This is a genomic window from Streptomyces sp. NBC_01716, from assembly GCF_036248275.1.
GTDB lineage: Bacteria > Actinomycetota > Actinomycetes > Streptomycetales > Streptomycetaceae > Streptomyces.
Window position 1 is genome coordinate 2,107,159 of sequence record NZ_CP109181.1, and the last position, 18,696, is coordinate 2,125,854.

Here is an 18,696-nt window from a genome sequence, read left to right on the forward strand (position 1 = left end):
GCTTGAGGAAATTATGTGAATTGGGACACCCGTACGGGATACGGACACCCCCTCAACTCCCATATCTCCGGAGAACTTCGGTGGCGTGGCAGTCCACCCCGATGGTCCGAATGGAGTACTGTGACGAGCCCTGGGGCCGGACTCCCTCACAGGCGTCCGGGTCTACGGGAGGGGGCCGAAGTGGCACTCGATCCGGCGGCGCGATGGCACCACACGGGCGCCTGCTACACAGCGTGACCAGGTCTGTCACTCTGCGTCGCAAATAGGCAACCGTGTCATGACGGCGTTCCAGGGCCCATGCCCGACACGCCGAACAACTCGGCAAGGTTGTGGCAGGCTGCACCCGGGCAAGTCACACTCGACCAGCGGAAGCAGCGACGCACGTGACGTCGGCAGGCACCACCCGGGAGGTCCCCATGCCCGAACTGCGTGTCGTGGCCGTCTCCAACGACGGCACACGACTGGTGCTCAAGGCTGCCGACAGCACGGAGTACACGCTCCCCATCGACGAGCGGCTGCGCGCGGCTGTACGGAACGACCGCGCCCGCCTCGGCCAGATCGAGATCGAGGTGGAGAGCCACCTCAGGCCCCGTGACATCCAGGCGCGTATACGGTCCGGAGCCTCCGCCGAGGAGGTCGCCCAGATGGCCGGGATCCCGGTCGACCGGGTCCGGCGCTTCGAAGGCCCCGTGCTGGCCGAGCGCGCCTTCATGGCCGAGCGCGCCCGGAAGACGGCGGTACGCCGCCCCGGCGAGAACGCCGGTCCCCAGCTGGGCGAGGCGGTGCACGAGCGGCTGCTCATGCGCGGCGCCGAGAAGGAGACCGCGCAGTGGGACTCGTGGCGCCGCGACGACGGCACCTGGGAAGTCCTGCTGGTCTACCGGGTCGCGGGCGAGACGCACACGGCGAGCTGGACGTACGACCCGCCCCGGCGGCTCGTCCAGGCCGTCGACGACGAGGCGCGCTCGCTGATCGGGGAGACGGACGACTCGCTCGCCGTCGCCACGAAGGAGCCGAGCTTTCCGTTCGTACCGCGCATCGCGCGGCTGCCGAGGGATCGCGAACGGCCCCTCGACCGCGCGCTGGAACGGCAGACGGAGCGGCCGACTGCGGACCCGGACGAGGACACCAGCGAGCGCGACACCCTGACCAGCCTGCTGGAGGCGGTGCCGAGCTTCCGTGGCGACATGGTGGTCCCGGAGCGGCCCTCCCAGCCGGAGCCGCCGGCGATCGAGCCCGGTCAGGCGCCCGATGAGGAGGAGCCGGTGGCGCCGGCCGCCTCGGCGGGCGCGGGATCGGCGTACGCGGATGTGCTGATGCCGCGTTCGGTGGCGGGGCACCGCGACCGGCTGACCGGCACGACCGACCGTCAGGCGGAGGCCGACGGCGTACGGCCCAACCGCCGTGCCGCCGTGCCGAGCTGGGACGAGATCGTGTTCGGCACCCGCCGCAAGAAGCAGGACTGAGCGGGGCAGATCGGCTGTGGGCCGAGGTCGTACGCGAAACGGGCGTACGGCCCCGGTCACTGACGTCAGCCGGCCCCCGTCACTGAGGGTCGGGGCCTGTCGCCACCGGTCGCTCGGTGTCCGCCGTCCACTCCGACCAGGATCCGGCGTACAGCGCCGCCGGGATGCCGGCGATCTCCAGGGCCACCAACTCGTGCGCCGCCGATACCCCGGAGCCGCAGTAGACCCCGACCTCGGGGCCGGTGCCGTCGCCCTTCACGCCCAGCGCCCTGAACCGGGCGGCGAGTTCGTCGGCGGGGAGGAAGCGGCCGTCCGGGCCGACGTTCCCGGCGGTCGGCGCCGAGACGGCGCCCGGAATGTGCCCGCCGACGCGGTCCAGCGGTTCGACGTCGCCCCGGTAGCGCTCGGCGGCCCGCGCGTCCAGCAGCAGACCGTCGCGGGCCAGCGCGGCGGCGCCGTCCGCGTCGAGCAGCGGGAGCGAATCGGGTACGGGGCTGAAGTCGCCCTCGCCGGGCGTCGGGATCTCGGCCGTCAACGGGCCGTCCCAGCCCGCGAGTCCGCCGTCCAGCACGCGTACGTCCTGGTGACCGGTCCAGCGCAGCATCCACCAGGCGCGGGCCGCGGCCCACCCCTGGCCTCCGTCGTAGACGACGACCGGTGTGCCGGCCGAGACGCCCGCGCGGCGCATCACCGCGCCGAACGCCGCCACGTCGGGCAGCGGATGGCGGCCCCCGGCGCCGGGCGGGCCGGACAACTCCGCTTCGAGGTCCACGAATACGGCGCCCGGCAGATGGCCGGCGTCGTACTCCGGGCGGCCGGGAGGGGCGCCGGGCGCGTAGCGGACGTCGAGCAGGACGGGCGGCCTGGGTCCGGCGATCTCGTCGGCGAGTCCGGACGCGGAGATGATGACTGTCATGCGTGCCATCCTCGCCTATCGGCAAGGGCGTTCGGCCTCGACCCGGTCGGTGAGGGCACGACAACGTCGCGTCAATACCAAAACGGTCATCCTCATGCTGGATCGCGCCAAAAGCGGCGCGGCCGGGGCGCGGCTCCCGGCGAGAAATGGAACGATCTGTTCGGGCCCCCCACCGCGCAGTCCGGGGCGTGCGCCCCCTCCCCCGCCTGCCCGTCCCGATCGGGGCGGTCCGCGAATGATTCGAGAAGAGAGCGACGATGACCGAGGAAACGATCCGGCACACGCCCGGCACGCCTTGCTGGGTGAGTCTGATGGTGCACGGCCTCGGTACGACGCAGGACTTCTACGGGGAGTTGTTCGGCTGGAAGTTCGTCCAGGCGCCGGGGTCCGAGCAGTTGGGCCCGTACGTGCGGGGCGTTCTCGACGGCAAGGTGGTCGCCGGCATCGGTCAACTGGCGCCGGAGAGGCGGCTGCCGCTCTCGTGGACGCCGTATCTCGCGACGGACGACGCCGACGCGACGGCCGAGGCGATCAGGTGCTGCGGCGGCACCGTCGGGGTGGGGCCGCTGGAGGCGGGCGGGGACGGGCGCCTCGCCCTCGTGTCGGATCCGGCCGGCGCGGTCTTCGGCATCTGGCAGGCACAGGCGCACACGGGTACCGCCGTGGCGGGGGCGCACGGGACGCCGGTCCGCAACGAGCTGCTGATCCGCGAGACCTCGTGGGTGAGCGCGTTCTACCGGTCGGTCTTCGGCTACGACGTGGAGAGGGCCGGCGGGAACGGGGACGACACGCTGACCCTGCGCCTCGACGGGCACGCGGTGGCGGCGCTGCACGGGGTGGGCGAGGGCCGCCGCCCGGTACGCGGCGCGCACTGGATGACGTACTTCGAGGTGGACGACACGGACGCCGCCGCGCTGCTGGTCTCCGAGTTGGGCGGCCATGTGATCGACCCGCCGTGGGACACACCGGCGGGGCGGGTCGCGACGGTGGCGGATCCGGAGGGCGCGGTCTTCAGCGTGGTGCGGTCGGCGGCGCGCTGAGTCAGGGGTGCGGGGGCTGGGGCTAGGGGCTAGGGGCGTACGGCGCTGGGGAGTTCCACGCTCCGCATCGCCTTGCTGAACTCCCGCGACGTGGACCGGCCGGCGAACAGGCTGCCCACCTCGGTGCGCATGGGATCGCGCCAGGCCGGGTGCACGGCTCGCTCCCAGCTGAGGGTGTACGCGGGGGCTTTCCGTACCAGGTCGTACTGGAACCGGGCGAAGTCGGGGTACGGCGCGTGGCCGAGCGACTTCGCCGCCGCGGACGTGGCGGGGACCTCGCCCGCCCGCAGCAGGGCCTTGCTGTGTGCCGTACCGGTGAACTCCTTGAGCAGGGCGACCGCGGCGAGCCGGTTCTCGGTGCGCTCGCTCATCGTCAGATAGCCGGCCGGGGTGCCCAGCAGGCTCTTCGGCTTCCCCTTGCCGTCATCGACCACCGGGAACGGCACCCACCCCAGATTCCTGTCGGTGAACGCGGGGAACCTCCGGGCGAGTTCCGCGTGCTGCCCGGACTCCGCCAGGAGCAGGCCGGCCCGGCCCCTGGCCAGAAGGGCGGCGGCCTCGCCGCCGGTGCCCGCCGCGCCGCCGTCGGCGCCGAACGCGCCGCTGTCGAGCAGGGAGATGATCTCCTCTGCCGCGCGCAGCACGGCGCGGTCCGTCCACGCGCCGCTGTCCCCGGACCGGATCCGGTCGGCGACCTCAGGGCCGCCGATGCGCTCCACGAGGTACTCCAGCCACCTCGCTGCGGCGGCGGGATCGGCCCCGGCCAGCGCGACGGGTATGACGTCCGCGGTACGCAGCCGGGCTGCGGCCTTCTTCAGATCCGCCCAGGTGGCGGGCGGCCTGAGGCCGAGATCCGCGAACAGGGCACGGTGGTAGAACAGCACGACGGGCCGGGTGCCGCGGACGGGGATGCCGAAGGGGCGCTGATTGACGGCACAGCCGTTCAGAGCGCCGGGCAGCAGCCTCTCACCGAACTCGGGATAGTCCTCGGTGAGGTTGTAGAGGTCGACCAGCCGGTGTTCCTCGGCGGAGACCCTGATGGCTCCGGCGCTCCAGGTGAAGAGAAGGTCCGGGCCACGGCCGCCGTCCAGTGCCGTCTCCAGCGCACGGGCGTACGACGCCGAGGGGACGGCACGGAGTTCGGCCGTAGTCTCCGCTCCGGCCTCGCCGGGCGACTCGTTGAAGCGGCGGACCGTCGCCGCGTGGATCCCGGCGATGCCGTCCTCGGGTACGAGGGCGACGAGCGGCGCGCCGGCGGCGGTGTCACTGTCGGCATCCGAGTCGCACCCGGCCGCGCCGGCGGCAAGCACGGTGGAGGCTCCGGCGCCGAGGAAGCTCCGTCTGCTCATGGACACGAGGGAGTGGTCCCTTTCGTCAACTGCGGTGCGATGGCTGCGATGGCCGCGGTGTTCGGGGCGGGAGCCGGAGCGGCCCGGCGCATGGTGGGCGCCGGGCCACTGCGGCCACTGCGGCTCCTGACGGCGCTACTTCGAAGACACGGCCTAGCAGCCGTGCCACTGCCGCGAGCCGGTCATGCCCACATGAGTGTGGTCGTTGTGACCCGGGAAGCCCTGACCGAGGATCTCCCTGAAGCCGGAACTCTTGGCCCCGTTGTGGAGCTGGCAGCGCCGGGCCTGGGTCCCCGGCATGTCCGCGGCGTCCCCGTAGGTGTGCCGACTGCCGTTGACCCCGCCCACGGCCGCGTTGCAACTGTTCGAACGGAAACCGCTGGAAATCTGGATCGCGCCGCCGGCCTTCGCGCGCAGCGCCTCCAGCTTCCACATGCTCTTGCGCGCGTTGGCCTTGGCGGCGGTCGCCGACACCGCGCCGCCCGACCAGTCGGAGTTGCACTTGTTCCACTCGGCGTACGAGAAATGGATGGGCGTACAGTCCGAGTCCTGCAACGAGTAGATCTTGTCGACCGTCTGGCTGCCGGCGATTCCGTCGGCCTGAAGGCCGTACTGCTTCTGGAACTTACGGACCGCCTCCTTGGTGCGCCCGCCGTAGATCCCGTCGGTGGAAAGCACTTCGCCGCTGTCCACGAACCCGGCGACACGGATCTGCAGCCGCTCCACCGAGGTGCCCTGGCTGCCCTGCTCCAACGGCAGGCCCGTGATCGGCTGACCGCAGTTGGACGCGGCGTGCGCGGTACCGGCGGTGACCGTCACACCGAAAACCGCGCCTGTCGAGATCATGACAAGGGAGAGTAACGCGTGCTGAGCTTTTCTGAGCATGGCAACTCCTGTGTGCGGTGGGCGTTCTCCGGGAGTACGACGGGCACAGTAGCCCGGCCCGATCGCGGAGTGTGCCGGTCGTTCGAACCACACGGAACGGCCCCCTCGGCGGTCCGGCCGCCCCGGGCCGGCGGGTCCGAGAAGGTCAGCGGCCGGGTGCGGATGCGGCGTCGGAGCGTACGGCCGGGCCGTCGGCGATCTCGACGGGCAGTACGTCGGGGGACAGCGCGGCGGCCCTCGCCGTGGCCGCCGTCATGCGGCGGCGGTGGTGGCGCCGGCACAGGACCTCGTAGCCGATCTCGTCCTCGGACTGACGCACATCGCCGACCACCACCTGCGCACCCTCGACCACCATCACCCCGCCGACCGTACGGGCGTTGTGCGTGGCCCGCGCCCCGCACCAGCACAACGCCTCGACCTGGAGGACCTCGACGCGGTCGGCGAGCTCCACCAGCCGCCGCGAGCCGGGGAAGAGCCTGGTGCGGAAGTCGGTGGTGATGCCGAAGGCGAAGACGTCCAGGTCGAGATCGTCCACGAGCCGGGCGAGCTGGTCGATCTGCTCGGGCGCGAGGAACTGCGCCTCGTCGGCGATGACGTAGTCGCAACGGCCGCCCTGCGAAAGGCGGTCGACGATGTACGCGTAGAAGTCGAAGCCCTCGGCCGCCTCGACGGCGTCGGTCACCAGGCCGAGGCGGGAGGAGAGTTTGCCCTCCCCCGCGCGGTCGTCGCGGGTGAAGATCATGCCGAGGAGGCCGCGGGCCGAGCGGTTGTGCTCGATCTGAAGAGCCAGAGTGCTCTTTCCGCAGTCCATCGTTCCGGAGAAGAACACCAGCTCGGGCATGAGGAAGTGACGGCCTTTCGGGTCTTTCGGGTAACGGGCGGCGCTACGAGCGTACTTCGAACAGGGGTACCAACTGCTCGACGGGGGTCATGGAGCCGTGCATCCCGACCATCGCGGACTCGCGCGGTTCCTGGACGGACGCGGTGATCACCACGTCGTCGTGAGCGGCGGCCACGACGTCGCCGATCCTCGCGCGCACCCGCTCCTCGACCGTCCCTGGCGGGCCGAACCAGCCGGCGGCTATGGCCTCGGCGCGGCTCGCGACCCAGAACCGGTCCCCCAGCACCTCGCGCCAGACGGTGAGGACGTCGGTCTCGGCGCCCGGGACCGCGTAGACGTGGCGGGCACGGCCCTCGCCGCCGAGGAGGGCGACGCCGGCGCGCAGCTCCCAGTCCTCGTCGAAGTCGATGCGCGACTGTTCGTCGAAGGGGATGTCGATCATGCCGTGGTCGGCGGTGATGTAGAGGGCGGCCCGTGGCGGCAGTTGCTCGGCGAGGCGCTGGGCGAGCCGGTCCACGTACATCACCTGGCCGCGCCAGGCGTCGGAGTCCATGCCGAACTTGTGGCCCTTGCCGTCGACCTCGCTGTAGTACGTGTAGACCAGCGACCGGTCCCCCGCGGCCAGTTGGGCGGCTGCCAGGTCCATCCGTTCCTCGCCCGAGAGCCGGCCGTGGAAGGTGCCGCCGCTCAGGGCGATCTCGGTGAGCGGGGTGCGTTCGAAGGTCGGGGACGACACCTGCGCCGTGTGCACCCCGGCGGCGTGGGCGAGCTGGAAGAGCGTGGGATAGGGCTGCCAGACGTGCGGGTCGGTCCACGGGCGCCAGCGCAGCTGGTTCATCAGGGCGCCGGTGGCGGGGTCGCGCACGGTGTAGCCGGGCAGTCCGTGGGCGCCCGGCGGCAGGCCCGTACCGACGGAGGCGAGGGACGTCGCGGTGGTGGCGGGGAAACCGACGGTGACCGGCCGGCCGGTGCCGCCGCGTGAGGTGCCCAGCAGCGACGTCAGATACGGCGCCTCGTCCGGGTGGTCCTTGATCTGCTGCCAGCCGAGGCCGTCGATCAGGAAGACGCAGTTGCGGTCGGCCGGGGTGAGTTCGGGGATGACGGCGGCCGGGGCGCCGGCGGCGGTACCCGGTACGGGAACGCCCTGGCCCGCGAGGAGGGTGGGCAGCAGGTCGGCGAGGGAGCCGCCACCGTACTCGGGGACGGGCGCGGTGTGCAGGGCGAGCGGCTCGGGGTCCTGCCAGGCGGGCGGCGGGGCGGCCATCAACGGCCGGTCGAGGAGGTGGCCGCGGTGGCTTCGGAGAGCGACTGGGCGAAGACGAGTGTCTGCCGTACGGTGTCGGGTCCGTCACCGGCCTCGCTGACGCGCAGGCTCAGGTCGTCGGCGGTGGAGTTGCCGGTGTAGCCGTGGTCGGCCTCGCAGTTGGGGTCGCCGCAGGCGGCGGGCTCCAGGTCGATGCGGGCGACGGCGCCCCAGCCGATGGTGAGGACGACCTCGCGGGGCAAGGTGCCGGGGGTGTACGACTCGGGGTTCGCGACGACGCGGCTGACCACCACGGACGAGATCCGGTCGAGCTTGACCGACTCGGTGGAGGTGGTGGCGTACGGCGTCGGTGAACTGGTGTCGGCTGCCTGCTCGTCGGTGTGGCTGACGATGAAGCGGTGGGCGGTCAGGACGAGGACGGTGACATGCCGGCGGACCTCGTTGGAGTCGAACGTCGTCTCCTGGTGGACAAGAAATGAGGCGATGGGTTCGCCTCCGACAGCGGCCTCCACCGCTTCGGCCACGAGAGCCGGGTAGTAGCCGCTGCGCTCGATCGCCGTGCGCAGCCCCTGGGTCGTCGTACCGGTCTTCGCCATGTGCCCCATCCTACGGGGGCGCGATGCGTGGCCAGCACCGTGCGGACCTGCTCAGTAGCTGGGCAGGCGGCGGGGGCCGAGGTCGTCGCGGGACGGGGGCGGGGCGAGGCGGACGCTCGCGCCGAGCACGGTGAGGCCGTGCGACGCGACCACCACCGGTTCGAGCGCGACGGAGACGATCTCCGGGTGGTCGTCGACGAGCCGGGACACCCGGAGCAGCAGCTCTTCGAGGGCGGCGGTGTCGACGGGCGCGGAGCCCCGCCAGCCGAAGAGGAGCGGCGCCGTGCGGATGGACCGGAGCAGTTCGGCGGCCTCCCGGTCGGTGACGGGCACGAGCCGGTGCGCCAGATCGCCGAGCAGCTCGGAGGCCACTCCCGCCAGCCCGAACGAGAGCACCGCGCCGGCGGCCGGGTCGATGACCGCGCTCACGACGGTGTCCACACCGCGCGGTGCCATCGACTGGACGACGGGCCGCAGCTCGGCGGGCTCCCCGAGCAGTTCGGTGAGTCCGCCGTACGCCGCCCGCAGCCGCGCCTCGTCGGCGAGGTCGAGCCGTACGCCACCGAGGTCGGCCCGGTGGCGCAGATGCGGCGCGGTGGTCTTGAGCGCGACGGGGTAGCCGAGCCGGGCCGCTGCCTCGACGGCGTCGTCGGGGGTGGGCGCGGGCAGGGTGGGCCGTACGGCGATCCCGTACCGCCCGAGCAGTTCGCGGGTGTCGTCGTCGCCGAGGCACGTACCGAGCGGGTCGGTGGACGACGCGTCGCCGAGCAGCCGGTCGATGAGCGCGGCGGCCCCGCTCTCGTCGATGTCGTCGTACTCGGGCACCTTGCCGGGTTCGGCGGCCTTCCTTCGCCACTGCCCGTAGGTGAAGGCCTGGCTGAGCGCGCGTACGGCGCGCTCGGCGGCCGGGTAGGCGGGGATCCGGCCGGGGGCGGTGTCATCGCCCGGGGCGGTCTCCCGCTCGGGGTCGTCGTCGGGGGCCGGCGGGCGCGGCCGGGTGACGGTGCCGGGCACCGGAACGGGCCGCGCGGCGGGGCGGGCGGACGCGTCGTCCGCGGGCGCGGGCTCGGGGCCCGGTGCGGACTCCGGTGCGGGCTGAGGCTCCGGTACGGGCTCGGGCTCCGGCTGAGACCCGCCGCCCGGCCCTGGCATCGGTCCCGGGCGGGGGGCCGTCGTGGTGGCCGCCGAGAGCGCCTTCGCCAGGCCGCCGATCTCCACATGGACCACGGCCACCGGCTTCGCCGGGGACGCCGACGCCGCCTCGCGCAGCGCCGCCGCCAGGACCTCGCCGTCGCCCGACTCCATCGCACCGCCCTCCCCGACCCAGGGGATCGCCGTGACGACGACCGCGTCGCAGCCCGGGTCCGCGAGCGCCGAGGCAAGCGCCGTACGGAAGTCCTCCGGGCGCGCCGACGTCGTGAGGTCGAGCGGGGGCAGCGGGCGCAGGCCCTCCGTCAGGCAGGCGTCGTACGTGAGGAGCCCCAGCGACTCGGAGTTGCCGAGGATCGCCACGCGCGGTCCCCGCGGCAGGGGCTGGGCCGCGAGCAGGACGCCGGCGTCCACCAGCTCCGTCACGGTGTCCACGCGGATCACCCCCGCCTGGCTGAGCAGCGCCGAGACCGTGGCGTCCGGGATCGTGCCGACCGGCACCGCGTGCCCCGGCGGCGCGCTGCCGCTGTGCCGCGCGCCCTTGGCGACGACGACGGGCTTCGCCGCCCCCGTACGCCTGGCCAGCCGTGTGAACTTCCGTGGGTTGCCGATGGATTCGAGATACAGCAGGACGACGTCGGTGTCGGGGTCGTCGTGCCAGTACTGGAGGAAGTCGTTGCCCGAGACGTCCGCGCGGTTGCCCGCCGAGATGAAGGTGGACAGGCCGGCGCCGCGCCGGACCAGCCCGGCGAGCAGGGCGATGCCGATCGCGCCCGACTGGGTGAAGAGGCCGATCCGCCCCCGGTCGGGCGACTCCGGCGCGAGCGAGGCGTTGAGGCGGACGGGCGGCGAGGTGTTGATGACCCCGAACGCGTTGGGCCCGATGACCCGCATCCCGTACGAACGCGCCTGCCGCACCAGTTCGCGCTGCCGCTCCAGTCCTTCGGGCCCGCTCTCGCCGTAACCGGCGGACAGGACGACCAGGCCCTGGACGCCGTGTTCGCCGCAGTCGGCGACGACGTCGGGCACCCGTTCGGCGGGGACGGCGACGACCGCGAGGTCGACGGGCTCCTCGATCTCCGCCAGGGAGCAGACGGCCGGGACGCCGTCGATCTCGGTGAGTTCCGGCGGCAGAGCCACGTTCACCGCGTACAAGCGCCCGGTGAAACCCCCGTCCAGAAGATTGCGCAGCACGGCTCGCCCGACGCCGCCCGCGGCGCGCCCGGCGCCGACGACGGCCACCGACGAGGGGCCGAGGAGCCGTTGCACGGAGCGGGCCTCGGCGCGCTGCTCACGGCCGCGCTGGACGGCGAGGGACTCGGCGGTCGGTTCGAGGTCGAGGACGAGACGGACCGCGCCGTCCTCGAAGCTGCGTTTCTGGGTGAACCCGGCGTCCCGGAACACCTTGATCATCTTGCTGTTGGCGGGCAGCACCTCCGCCGCGAAGCGCCGGATACCGCGCTCGCGAGCCACCGCGGCGATGTGTTCGAGGAGCGCGGAGGCGATGCCGCGCCCCTGGTGCGCGTCCTGGACGAGGAAGGCGACCTCCGCCTCGTCGGCGGGGGCCGACGCGGCCCTGCCGTCGCCGTCGATGCGGTCGTAGCGGACGGTCGCGACGAACTCGCCGTGGACGGTCACCGCGAGGCCCACCCGGTCCACGTAGTCGTGGTGGGTGAACCGGTAGACGTCCTTGTCGGAGAGCCGGGGGTAGGGCGCGAAGAAGCGGTAGTACTTCGACTCGTCGGAGACCTGCTCGTAGAAGTTGACCAGCCGCTCGGCGTCGTGGGTGGTGATGGGGCGGACGCGGGCCGTGCCCCCGTCGCGCAGCACCACGTCTGCTTCCCAGTGAGCGGGGTACGCGTGCTGCGACGGCGGCGTCATGACACGAGCCTACGGCGCGCACATGGGTAGCGGCGGTTACCCGGCCGGGGCAGGCTGGGGGTGCCGCACCGGGCCGTTCCGGGGCACATGAGACACTGGTCTAGACAACAACTGTGACTTGAAGGGCAACACCATGGCTGAGCGCCGCGTCAATGTCGGCTGGGCCGAGGGCCTGCACGCCCGTCCCGCCTCCATCTTCGTCCGGGCCGCCACGGCTTCCGGCGTTCCGCTGACCATCGCCAAGTCCGACGGCAGCCCGGTCAACGCGGCGTCGATGCTCGCCGTGCTGGGGCTGGGCGCGCAGGGCGGCGACGAGATCGTCCTGTTCTCCGACGCGGACGGCGCGGAGATCGCGCTGGACCGGCTGGCGAAGCTGGTCGCCGAGGGTCTGGACGAGCTGCCCGAGACCGTCTGAAGCGCGAGCGCACGTGCCTGACACGTATGGCGAAGGCCCCGGCGTCCTGCCGGGGCCTTCGTCGCGTGGTGGCTAGGGCGTGTTTTAGAAGTAGCGTCGTCCGCCCACTGGGCGGGGCCCACGGCGTCTGGTGCGTGCGATCGCAAGGCGGAGGATCAGCCCCGTAGATGGACCGGACGTACTTGGATGACTCCGACAACGCGGCGAGCGCGCGTGCCAGGCGTCGTGGGCCAGACGGGACTTCTCAAACACGCCCTAGACGTTCACGCCGTGGGACCGCAGATACGCGACCGGGTCGATGTCGGAGCCGTACTCCGCGGTCGTCCGCGCCTCGAAGTGCAGGTGCGGGCCGGTGGAGTTGCCGGTCGAGCCGGAGAGGGCGATCTGCTGCCCCGGGGCGACGCTCTGGCCGATGGAGACGCCGATGGACGAGAGGTGTCCGTACTGGGTGTACGTGCCGTCGTTCATACGGATGACGATGTTGTTCCCGTACGCGCCGCCCCAGCCGGCCTCGACGACGGTGCCCGCGCCGACGGCCACGACCGAAGTACCGGACGCGGCGCGGAAGTCGACGCCGGAGTGGCTGCCGGAGGACCAGAGCGCGCCGCCGGTCCTGTAGCCGGTGGTGAGCGAGGAGCCCGCGACCGGGAGCCGGTAGGAGTTGAGGCGCTTGCGCTCGGCGGCCCGTGCCGCGCGCTCCTTGGCGGCGCGGAGTTCCTTGGCGCGGGCCTCCGCCTTGCGCTTCGCCTCGGCCTTGGCGCGCGCGGCGGCCTGGGCCTCCGCCTTCGCTTCCGCGGCCTCCTCGGCTGCCGCCCGCTGCGCGTCGGCCTGGGCGTCGATCTTCGCGGCGAGCGAGTCGTCGATGACGATGGCACGGGGCGGGGCCTCGGGGACGGCCTCCTGGGCGAGGGTCGCCTCCGCGTCGGCGGCGAGCGCCGGGGACGCGAGGGTGCCGATGACACCGGCCGCGGTGAGGGAAGCGACGCCGGCGAAGTTCGCGCTTCGGCGCGTCATTCGGTTCCGGGCACGGTGCTTCCCGGTGGCACGGGTGAACGCCATTGAGGTGGCTGGTCCTTTCCTTCCTTCTCGCCTACCGGGTTAGCTGACGGGTTCGGAGCAGGAAGGTCTCCTACGGGGTCCTCCGCGGTTGGTGCGAAGGATCCCGATTCACCCCAGGGACATCGATTGGGTCCCCGGCTCCCCAGGCTCGCGCCTGACGGGGACTCGGCGATGGCTGTCCGGTGCCGCGGACGCGGCGGGCTCTGACGAACAGCCGGACCGACGCTAGGCGTTCATCTTTCAATCACCAAACGGACAGCCCATTTTGTAGCGCACGCCACAGGGCATTCGGGCAACCCACCCATGAATGCGGACATAAGAGGGAACCCCGGCGACAGGTTCGTCACCGGGGTTCCCTTTGTCCTGATTCCCGTACGGGATCGTGCCGTCAGCCGGTGACGACCTTCACCTCGCCGATGTCCAGCGCCTCGACCGGCTCCCGGATGACCGAGGCGTCCCCGACGAGCACCGTGACCAGCCGGTCGCCCGGGAAGGCGCTGACGACGGCGGCCGTCGCCTCGACCGTGCCGGTCTCGGCCAGGCGCGCGTACAGCCGTGCCTGGAAGTCGTCCGGCAGGTGCTGTTCGACCTGGTCGGCGAGCGTGTCCGCGACGGACGCGGCCGTCTCGTACTTCAGCGGCGCGACCCCGACCAGATTCTGTACGGCCGTCTCACGCTCGGCGTCCGTCAGGCCTTCGGCCGCGAGGGTACGCAGGACCTTCCACAGGTCGTCCAGCGCGGGCCCGGTCGACTCGGTGTCCACGGAGCCGCTGATGGCGAGCATGGAGACGCCCGTGCCCTCCGGGTCGGAGCGCAGCACCTGCGCGAAGGCCCGCACGCCGTACGTGTAGCCCTTCTCCTCGCGCAGCACCCGGTCGAGCCGGGAGGTGAGCGTGCCGCCCAGGCAGTACGTGCCGAGCACCTGGGCCGGCCAGACGCGGTCGTGCCGGTCGGGGCCGACGCGGCCGATCAGGAGCTGGGTCTGTACGGCTCCGGGCCGGTCCACGATCACGACACGGCCGGTGTCGTCGGCCGTCACCGGCGGCACGGGGCGCGGCTCGGTGGTGTCGCCCGTCCAGTCGCCGAGGGTCTCGGCGAGCAGGGCGTCGAGGTCGACACCGGTGAGGTCGCCGACGATCACCGCGGTGGCGGTGGCGGGGCGGACATGCGCCTCGTAGAAGGCCCGGACGCCCTTGGCGTCGATGCGTCCGACGGTCTCCTCGGTGCCCTGGCGGGGGCGGGACATGCGCGAGGTCTCCGGGAACAGCTCTCTGGAGAGCTGCTTCGCCGCGCGGCGGGCCGGGTTGGCCTGCTCGTGCGGGATCTCGTCCAGCCTGTTCGTGACGAGCCGGCCGACCTCGCTCTCCGAGAACAGCGGCGCGCGCAGGGCGTCGGCGAGCAGGCCGAGCGCCTTGGGCAGCCGGGAGACCGGGACCTCCAGGGAGACCCGTACACCGGGGTGGTCGGCGTGCGCGTCGAGCGTGGCGCCGCAGCGCTCCAGCTCGGCGGCGAACTCCTCGGCGGTGTGCTTGTCGGTGCCCTCGGACAGGGCGCGGGCCATGATCGTGGCCACGCCGTCCAGGCCGTCGGGCTCGGCCTCCAGCGGGGCGGCGAGGGAGATCTCGACGGCCACGACCTGCTGGCCGGGGCGGTGACAGCGCAGCACCGTCAGGCCGTTGGGCAGCGCACCCCGCTCGGGGGCGGGGAACGCCCAGGGCCTGGCCTCTCCCGCGGTCGGCTGCGGGTGGAACTCCATGGTCACGGCAGCGTCGGTCACTGGTCCGCCCCCTCGTGCTCGTCGGTGGTCTCGTCGGCGGCGGCGTCCTCGTCGTCGGAGGTGACCGGCTCGTAGACCAGCACCGCCCTGTTGTCCGGGCGCAGCCGGGCCTCGGCCACCGCGCGCACCTCGTCGGCCGTGACCTCCAGCACCCGCTGGACGGCGGTCAGTGCCAGCTGCGGGTCGCCGAACAGCACCGCGAACCTGCACAGTTCGTCCGCGCGGCCCGCGACCGTACCGAGCCGGTCGAGCCATTCGCGCTCCAACTGGGCCTGGGCGCGCTCCATTTCCTCGTCCGTGGGGCCATCGGCAGCGAACCGGGCCAGCTCCTCGTCGACCGCGGCCTCGATCTGCGGCACCTCGACGCCACCGGACGTCTTCACGTCCAGCCAGCCCAGCGAGGGCGCGCCGGCCAGGCGCAGCAGTCCGAATCCGGCCGACACGGCCGTACGGTCGCGGCGCACCAGGCGGTTGTGGAGACGGGAGGACTCGCCGCCGCCGAGGACGGTGAGCGCCAGATCGGCGGCGTCGGACTCGCGGGTGCCGTCCTGCGGCAGCCGGTAGGCGGCCATCAGCGCGCGCGCCGGGACCTCCTCGCGGATCTCCTCGCGCAGCTGCTCGCCGATGATGTCGGGCAGCGAGCCGTCGCGCGGCGCCTGCTTGCCGTCGTGCCCCGGGATCGAGCCGAAGTACTTCTGGACCCAGGCGAGGGTCTGCTCGGGATCGATGTCGCCGACGACCGAGAGCACCGCGTTGTTCGGCGCGTAGTACGTACGGAAGAACTGCCGCGCGTCGTCGAGGGTCGCCGCGTCCAGGTCGGCCATCGAGCCGATCGGCGTGTGGTGGTACGGGTGGCCCTCGGGGTAGGAAAGCGCTGTCAGGCGCTCGAAGGCGGTGCCGTAGGGCACGTTGTCATAACGCTGTCGGCGTTCGTTCTTCACCACGTCGCGCTGGTTCTCCATCCCCTCGTCGTCCAGGGCGGAGAGCAGCGAGCCCATGCGGTCGGCCTCCAGCCAGAGGGCGAGCTCCAGCTGGTGGGTGGGCATGGTCTCGAAGTAGTTGGTGCGCTCGAAGCTGGTGGTGCCGTTGAGGGAGCCGCCGGCGCCCTGCACCAGCTCGAAGTGACCGTTGCCCTTGACCTGCTTCGAGCCCTGGAACATCAGGTGCTCGAAGAGGTGGGCGAGGCCCGTACGGCCCTTGACCTCGTGGCGTGAGCCGACGTCGTACCAGAGGCAGACCGCGGCGACCGGGGTCAGGTGGTCCTCGGAGAGCACCACGCGCAGTCCGTTGGCGAGCCGGTGCTCGGTCGCTGTCAGGCCGCCGGAACCGGCCTGCGCTGTGGCCGTGTGACCCATGGGCATGTACGTCCCTTCGATCGCGATACGGAGAAGTCCTGCCACTGTATGCAAGCGTGCCGACGCATGGCGAAGTTCCCGTGCCGGGCGAAGCGGCGTCCACTCGCCAAGCGCTTGCGAAACGGTGCCCCGGACGGTTCAACGACGGGTCGAGGTCCGCGTTGTCAGTCCGGCGGGCCACAATGGTGCGGTCAAGTTCCCGAAGTTGCCCGCCCAGACCCGCACAGACCTGTGAAGGAGCCGCAGCAGCGATGGCCCGCCGCAGCACGAAGACCCCGCCGCCCGAGGACTTCGAGGAGAAGATCCTCGACATCGACGTGGTCGATGAAATGCAGGGCTCCTTCCTTGAGTACGCGTATTCGGTGATCTACTCCCGGGCCCTGCCCGACGCCCGGGACGGCATGAAACCGGTGCACCGCCGCATCGTGTACCAGATGAACGAGATGGGCCTGCGGCCCGACCGCGGCTATGTGAAGTGCGCCCGGGTCGTCGGCGAGGTGATGGGTAAATTGCACCCGCACGGGGACGCGTCGATCTACGACGCCCTCGTCCGGATGGCGCAGCCGTTCTCCATGCGGCTGCCGCTGGTCGACGGCCACGGGAACTTCGGGTCCCTCGGCAACGACGACCCGCCGGCCGCCATGCGGTACACGGAGTGCCGGATGGCTGACGCCACGTCACTGATGACGGAGTCGATCGACGAGGACACCGTCGATTTCCAGTCGAATTACGACGGGCAGGAGCAGGAACCGGTCACGCTGCCGGCCGCGTATCCGAATCTTCTGGTCAATGGCGCCTCCGGGATCGCCGTGGGCATGGCGACGAACATGGCGCCGCACAATCTGGGCGAGGTCATCGCCGCCGCCCGGCATCTGATCAAGCACCCGGGCGCCGACCTGGAAACGCTGATGCGGTACGTGCCGGGGCCCGACCTGCCCACCGGTGGCCGGATCGTGGGTCTCCAGGGCATCAAGGACGCGTACGAGAACGGGCGCGGGACGTTCAAGATCCGCGCCACGGTCACCGTGGAGGACGTCACCGCGCGCCGCAAGGGCCTCGTCGTCACCGAACTGCCGTTCACCGTGGGCCCGGAGAAGGTGATCGCCAAGATCAAGGACCTGGTCTCGGCGAAGAGGCTGATGGGCATCGCCGACGTCAAGGACCTCACGGACCGGGCGCACGGGCTGCGCCTGGTCATCGAGATCAAGAACGGGTTCATCCCCGAGGCCGTGCTGGAGCAGCTCTACAAGCTGACGCCGATGGAGGAGACCTTCGGCATCAACAATGTGGCGCTGGTGGACGGCCAGCCGCTGACGCTGGGGCTCAAGGAGCTGCTGGAGGTCTATCTCGACCACCGGTTCAACGTCGTACGCAGGCGCAGCGAGTTCCGCAGGACCAAGCGGCGCGACCGGCTGCATCTGGTGGAGGGGCTGCTCGTCGCGCTCCTCGACATCGACGAGGTCATCCGCCTCATCCGCTCCAGCGACAACTCGGCGCAGGCCAAGGAGCGGCTGATCGAGCGCTTCTCGCTGAGCGACGTGCAGACGCAGTACATCCTGGACACGCCGCTGCGCCGGCTCACCCGCTTCGACCGGATCGAGCTGGAGAGCGAGCGCGACCGGCTCAACGGCGAGATCGACGAGCTGACCGGGATCCTGGAGTCGGACAGCGAGCTGCGCAAGCTCGTCTCCGCCGAACTGGCCACGGTGGCGAAGAAGTTCGGCACGGACAGGCGCACGGTGCTGCTGGAGTCGGGCAGCTCGCCGGTCGCCGCCGTGCCGCTGGAGGTGGCCGACGACCCGTGCCGGGTGCTGATGTCGTCCACGGGGCTGCTGGCGCGTACGGCCAACGGCGGGCCGCTGGGCCCCGGCGACGGCAAGCGGGTCAAGCACGACGTGATCATCTCGGCCGTGCCCGCGACGGCACGCGGCGAGGTCGGGGCGGTCACATCGACGGGGCGGCTGCTGCGGATCTCCGTCATCGACCTGCCGCAGCTCCCGGACACCGCGTCGGCGCCGAACCTGGCGGGCGGGGCGCCGCTCGCGGAGTTCCTGACGCTGGAGCCGGACGAGGAGCTGGTCGCTCTGACGACGCTGGACGAGTCCTCGCCCGGTCTCGCGCTGGGCACGCTCCAGGGTGTCGTCAAGCGCGTCGTCCCCGACTACCCGTCCAACAAGGACGAGTTGGAGGTCATCAGCCTCAAGGAGGGTGACCGGGTGGTGGGCGCGGCCGAGCTGCGTACGGGCGAGGAGGATCTGGTCTTCATCACCTCCGACGCCCAACTGCTGCGCTACCAGGCCTCGCAGGTCAGGCCGCAGGGCCGGCCGGCCGGAGGCATGGCGGGCATCAAGCTGGCGGACGGCGCCTCGGTGATCTCGTTCACGGCGGTGGACCCGGCGGGCGACGGGGTCGTCTACACGGTCGCGGGTTCGCAGGGCACGCTGGACGATTCGGAGACGACGGCGAAGCTCACGCCGTTCGACCAGTACCCGCGCAAGGGGCGGGCCACCGGCGGGGTGCGCTGCCAGCGGTTCCTCAAGGGTGAGGACGTGCTGGTCTTCGCCTGGGCGGGCGCGGCGCCGGCGCGGGCGGCGCTGAAGAACGGTTCACCGGCCACGCTGCCGGAGGTGGATCCGCGCAGGGACGGTTCGGGGACGCCGCCGCCGTCGGTCATCGCCTCCCTGGCGGGTCCGGCGAGCTGAC

At 72.0% G+C, this 18,696-nt stretch carries 14 protein-coding genes and 1 riboswitch; of the genes, 4 read left to right on the top strand and 10 right to left on the bottom strand.

All coding sequences use genetic code 11. From position 1 onward, the window contains the following. Positions 1–416: 416 nt before the first annotated feature. On the top strand, positions 417–1,466 hold the full coding sequence (gene sepH, locus OIE74_RS09025; protein ID WP_329380528.1) for a septation protein SepH: 1,050 nt from the start codon (positions 417–419) through the stop codon (positions 1,464–1,466). Positions 1,467–1,545: 79 nt separating this feature from the next. Here the strand turns inward: sepH and OIE74_RS09030 are convergent, their stop codons facing one another. Then, positions 1,546–2,382: a sulfurtransferase gene (locus tag OIE74_RS09030; protein WP_329380530.1), complete on the bottom strand. Its 837-nt coding sequence runs from the start codon at positions 2,380–2,382 to the stop codon at positions 1,546–1,548. 257 nt (positions 2,383–2,639) lie between these two features. Here OIE74_RS09030 and OIE74_RS09035 point away from each other — a divergent pair, with 257 nt between their 5' ends. Continuing rightward, complete coding sequence (locus OIE74_RS09035) at positions 2,640–3,422, top strand: VOC family protein (protein ID WP_329380533.1); 783 nt, start codon at positions 2,640–2,642, stop codon at positions 3,420–3,422. 29 nt (positions 3,423–3,451) lie between these two features. On the opposite strand, the gene OIE74_RS09040 is transcribed toward OIE74_RS09035, so the two are convergent. From OIE74_RS09040 to OIE74_RS09065, 6 genes are all read right to left on the bottom strand, one after another. Further along, a complete protein-coding gene (locus OIE74_RS09040) occupies positions 3,452–4,771 on the bottom strand; it encodes an ABC transporter substrate-binding protein (protein WP_329380536.1) in 1,320 nt (439 codons plus the stop codon). A 153-nt stretch (positions 4,772–4,924) separates the two neighbouring features. After that, positions 4,925–5,656, bottom strand: coding sequence for a D-Ala-D-Ala carboxypeptidase family metallohydrolase (locus OIE74_RS09045; protein WP_329380538.1), 732 nt, complete (start codon positions 5,654–5,656; stop codon positions 4,925–4,927). Between the two features lie 145 nt (positions 5,657–5,801). Further along, the gene (locus OIE74_RS09050) at positions 5,802–6,497 is read right to left on the bottom strand and encodes a thymidine kinase (protein WP_329380540.1); all 696 of its coding nucleotides are present in this window, start codon (positions 6,495–6,497) and stop codon (positions 5,802–5,804) included. 43 nt (positions 6,498–6,540) lie between these two features. Then, a complete protein-coding gene (locus OIE74_RS09055) occupies positions 6,541–7,761 on the bottom strand; it encodes an alkaline phosphatase family protein (protein ID WP_329380544.1) in 1,221 nt (406 codons plus the stop codon). Next, positions 7,761–8,357 carry a DUF5998 family protein gene (locus OIE74_RS09060; protein WP_329380547.1) on the bottom strand — a complete coding sequence of 199 codons (597 nt, stop codon included), beginning with the start codon at positions 8,355–8,357 and terminating at the stop codon, positions 7,761–7,763. The genes OIE74_RS09055 and OIE74_RS09060 overlap by 1 nt, the downstream gene beginning before the upstream one ends. 51 nt (positions 8,358–8,408) lie before the next feature. After that, positions 8,409–11,387 (bottom strand): bifunctional acetate--CoA ligase family protein/GNAT family N-acetyltransferase, encoded by a 2,979-nt coding sequence (locus OIE74_RS09065; protein WP_329380550.1) that lies wholly within the window; start codon positions 11,385–11,387, stop codon positions 8,409–8,411. A 133-nt stretch (positions 11,388–11,520) separates the two neighbouring features. Here OIE74_RS09065 and OIE74_RS09070 point away from each other — a divergent pair, with 133 nt between their 5' ends. Next, on the top strand, positions 11,521–11,802 hold the full coding sequence (locus OIE74_RS09070) for an HPr family phosphocarrier protein (RefSeq protein ID WP_329380553.1): 282 nt from the start codon (positions 11,521–11,523) through the stop codon (positions 11,800–11,802). Positions 11,803–12,057: 255 nt separating this feature from the next. Here OIE74_RS09070 and OIE74_RS09075 read toward each other — a convergent pair whose 3' ends face one another. The 3 genes from OIE74_RS09075 to OIE74_RS09085 all read right to left on the bottom strand — a co-directional run bounded on the left by OIE74_RS09075 (position 12,058) and on the right by OIE74_RS09085 (position 15,999). After that, a complete protein-coding gene (locus OIE74_RS09075; protein WP_329380556.1) occupies positions 12,058–12,861 on the bottom strand; it encodes a M23 family metallopeptidase in 804 nt (267 codons plus the stop codon). Positions 12,862–12,874: 13 nt separating this feature from the next. Then, positions 12,875–13,042, bottom strand: a riboswitch (cyclic di-AMP (ydaO/yuaA leader). Between the two features lie 207 nt (positions 13,043–13,249). Then, positions 13,250–14,617, bottom strand: coding sequence for a M16 family metallopeptidase (locus OIE74_RS09080; RefSeq protein WP_329392214.1), 1,368 nt, complete (start codon positions 14,615–14,617; stop codon positions 13,250–13,252). Between the two features lie 17 nt (positions 14,618–14,634). After that, positions 14,635–15,999 carry a M16 family metallopeptidase gene (locus tag OIE74_RS09085; protein ID WP_329392215.1) on the bottom strand — a complete coding sequence of 455 codons (1,365 nt, stop codon included), beginning with the start codon at positions 15,997–15,999 and terminating at the stop codon, positions 14,635–14,637. A gap of 245 nt (positions 16,000–16,244) precedes the next feature. Between OIE74_RS09085 and OIE74_RS09090 the strand changes: the two genes are divergently transcribed. After that, the gene (locus tag OIE74_RS09090; RefSeq protein WP_329380559.1) at positions 16,245–18,695 is read left to right on the top strand and encodes a DNA gyrase/topoisomerase IV subunit A; all 2,451 of its coding nucleotides are present in this window, start codon (positions 16,245–16,247) and stop codon (positions 18,693–18,695) included. Position 18,696: the final 1 nt, after the last annotated feature.

Bases quoted from the DNA above. Each gene is read 5' to 3' on its own strand.
- OIE74_RS09035 (WP_329380533.1), top strand. From the start codon at position 2,640: ATGACCGAGGAAACGATCCGGCACACGCCCGGCACGCCTTGCTGGGTG.
- OIE74_RS09055 (WP_329380544.1), bottom strand. From the start codon at position 7,761: ATGGCCGCCCCGCCGCCCGCCTGGCAGGACCCCGAGCCGCTCGCCCTG.
- OIE74_RS09075 (WP_329380556.1), bottom strand. From the start codon at position 12,861: ATGGCGTTCACCCGTGCCACCGGGAAGCACCGTGCCCGGAACCGAATG.
- OIE74_RS09050 (WP_329380540.1), bottom strand. From the start codon at position 6,497: ATGCCCGAGCTGGTGTTCTTCTCCGGAACGATGGACTGCGGAAAGAGC.
- OIE74_RS09065 (WP_329380550.1), bottom strand. From the start codon at position 11,387: ATGACGCCGCCGTCGCAGCACGCGTACCCCGCTCACTGGGAAGCAGAC.
- OIE74_RS09080 (WP_329392214.1), bottom strand. From the start codon at position 14,617: ATGGAGTTCCACCCGCAGCCGACCGCGGGAGAGGCCAGGCCCTGGGCG.
- sepH (WP_329380528.1), top strand. From the start codon at position 417: ATGCCCGAACTGCGTGTCGTGGCCGTCTCCAACGACGGCACACGACTG.
- OIE74_RS09070 (WP_329380553.1), top strand. From the start codon at position 11,521: ATGGCTGAGCGCCGCGTCAATGTCGGCTGGGCCGAGGGCCTGCACGCC.
- OIE74_RS09040 (WP_329380536.1), bottom strand. From the start codon at position 4,771: ATGAGCAGACGGAGCTTCCTCGGCGCCGGAGCCTCCACCGTGCTTGCC.
- OIE74_RS09030 (WP_329380530.1), bottom strand. From the start codon at position 2,382: ATGACAGTCATCATCTCCGCGTCCGGACTCGCCGACGAGATCGCCGGA.
- OIE74_RS09085 (WP_329392215.1), bottom strand. From the start codon at position 15,999: ATGCCCATGGGTCACACGGCCACAGCGCAGGCCGGTTCCGGCGGCCTG.
- OIE74_RS09060 (WP_329380547.1), bottom strand. From the start codon at position 8,357: ATGGCGAAGACCGGTACGACGACCCAGGGGCTGCGCACGGCGATCGAG.
- OIE74_RS09090 (WP_329380559.1), top strand. From the start codon at position 16,245: ATGGCCCGCCGCAGCACGAAGACCCCGCCGCCCGAGGACTTCGAGGAG.
- OIE74_RS09045 (WP_329380538.1), bottom strand. From the start codon at position 5,656: ATGCTCAGAAAAGCTCAGCACGCGTTACTCTCCCTTGTCATGATCTCG.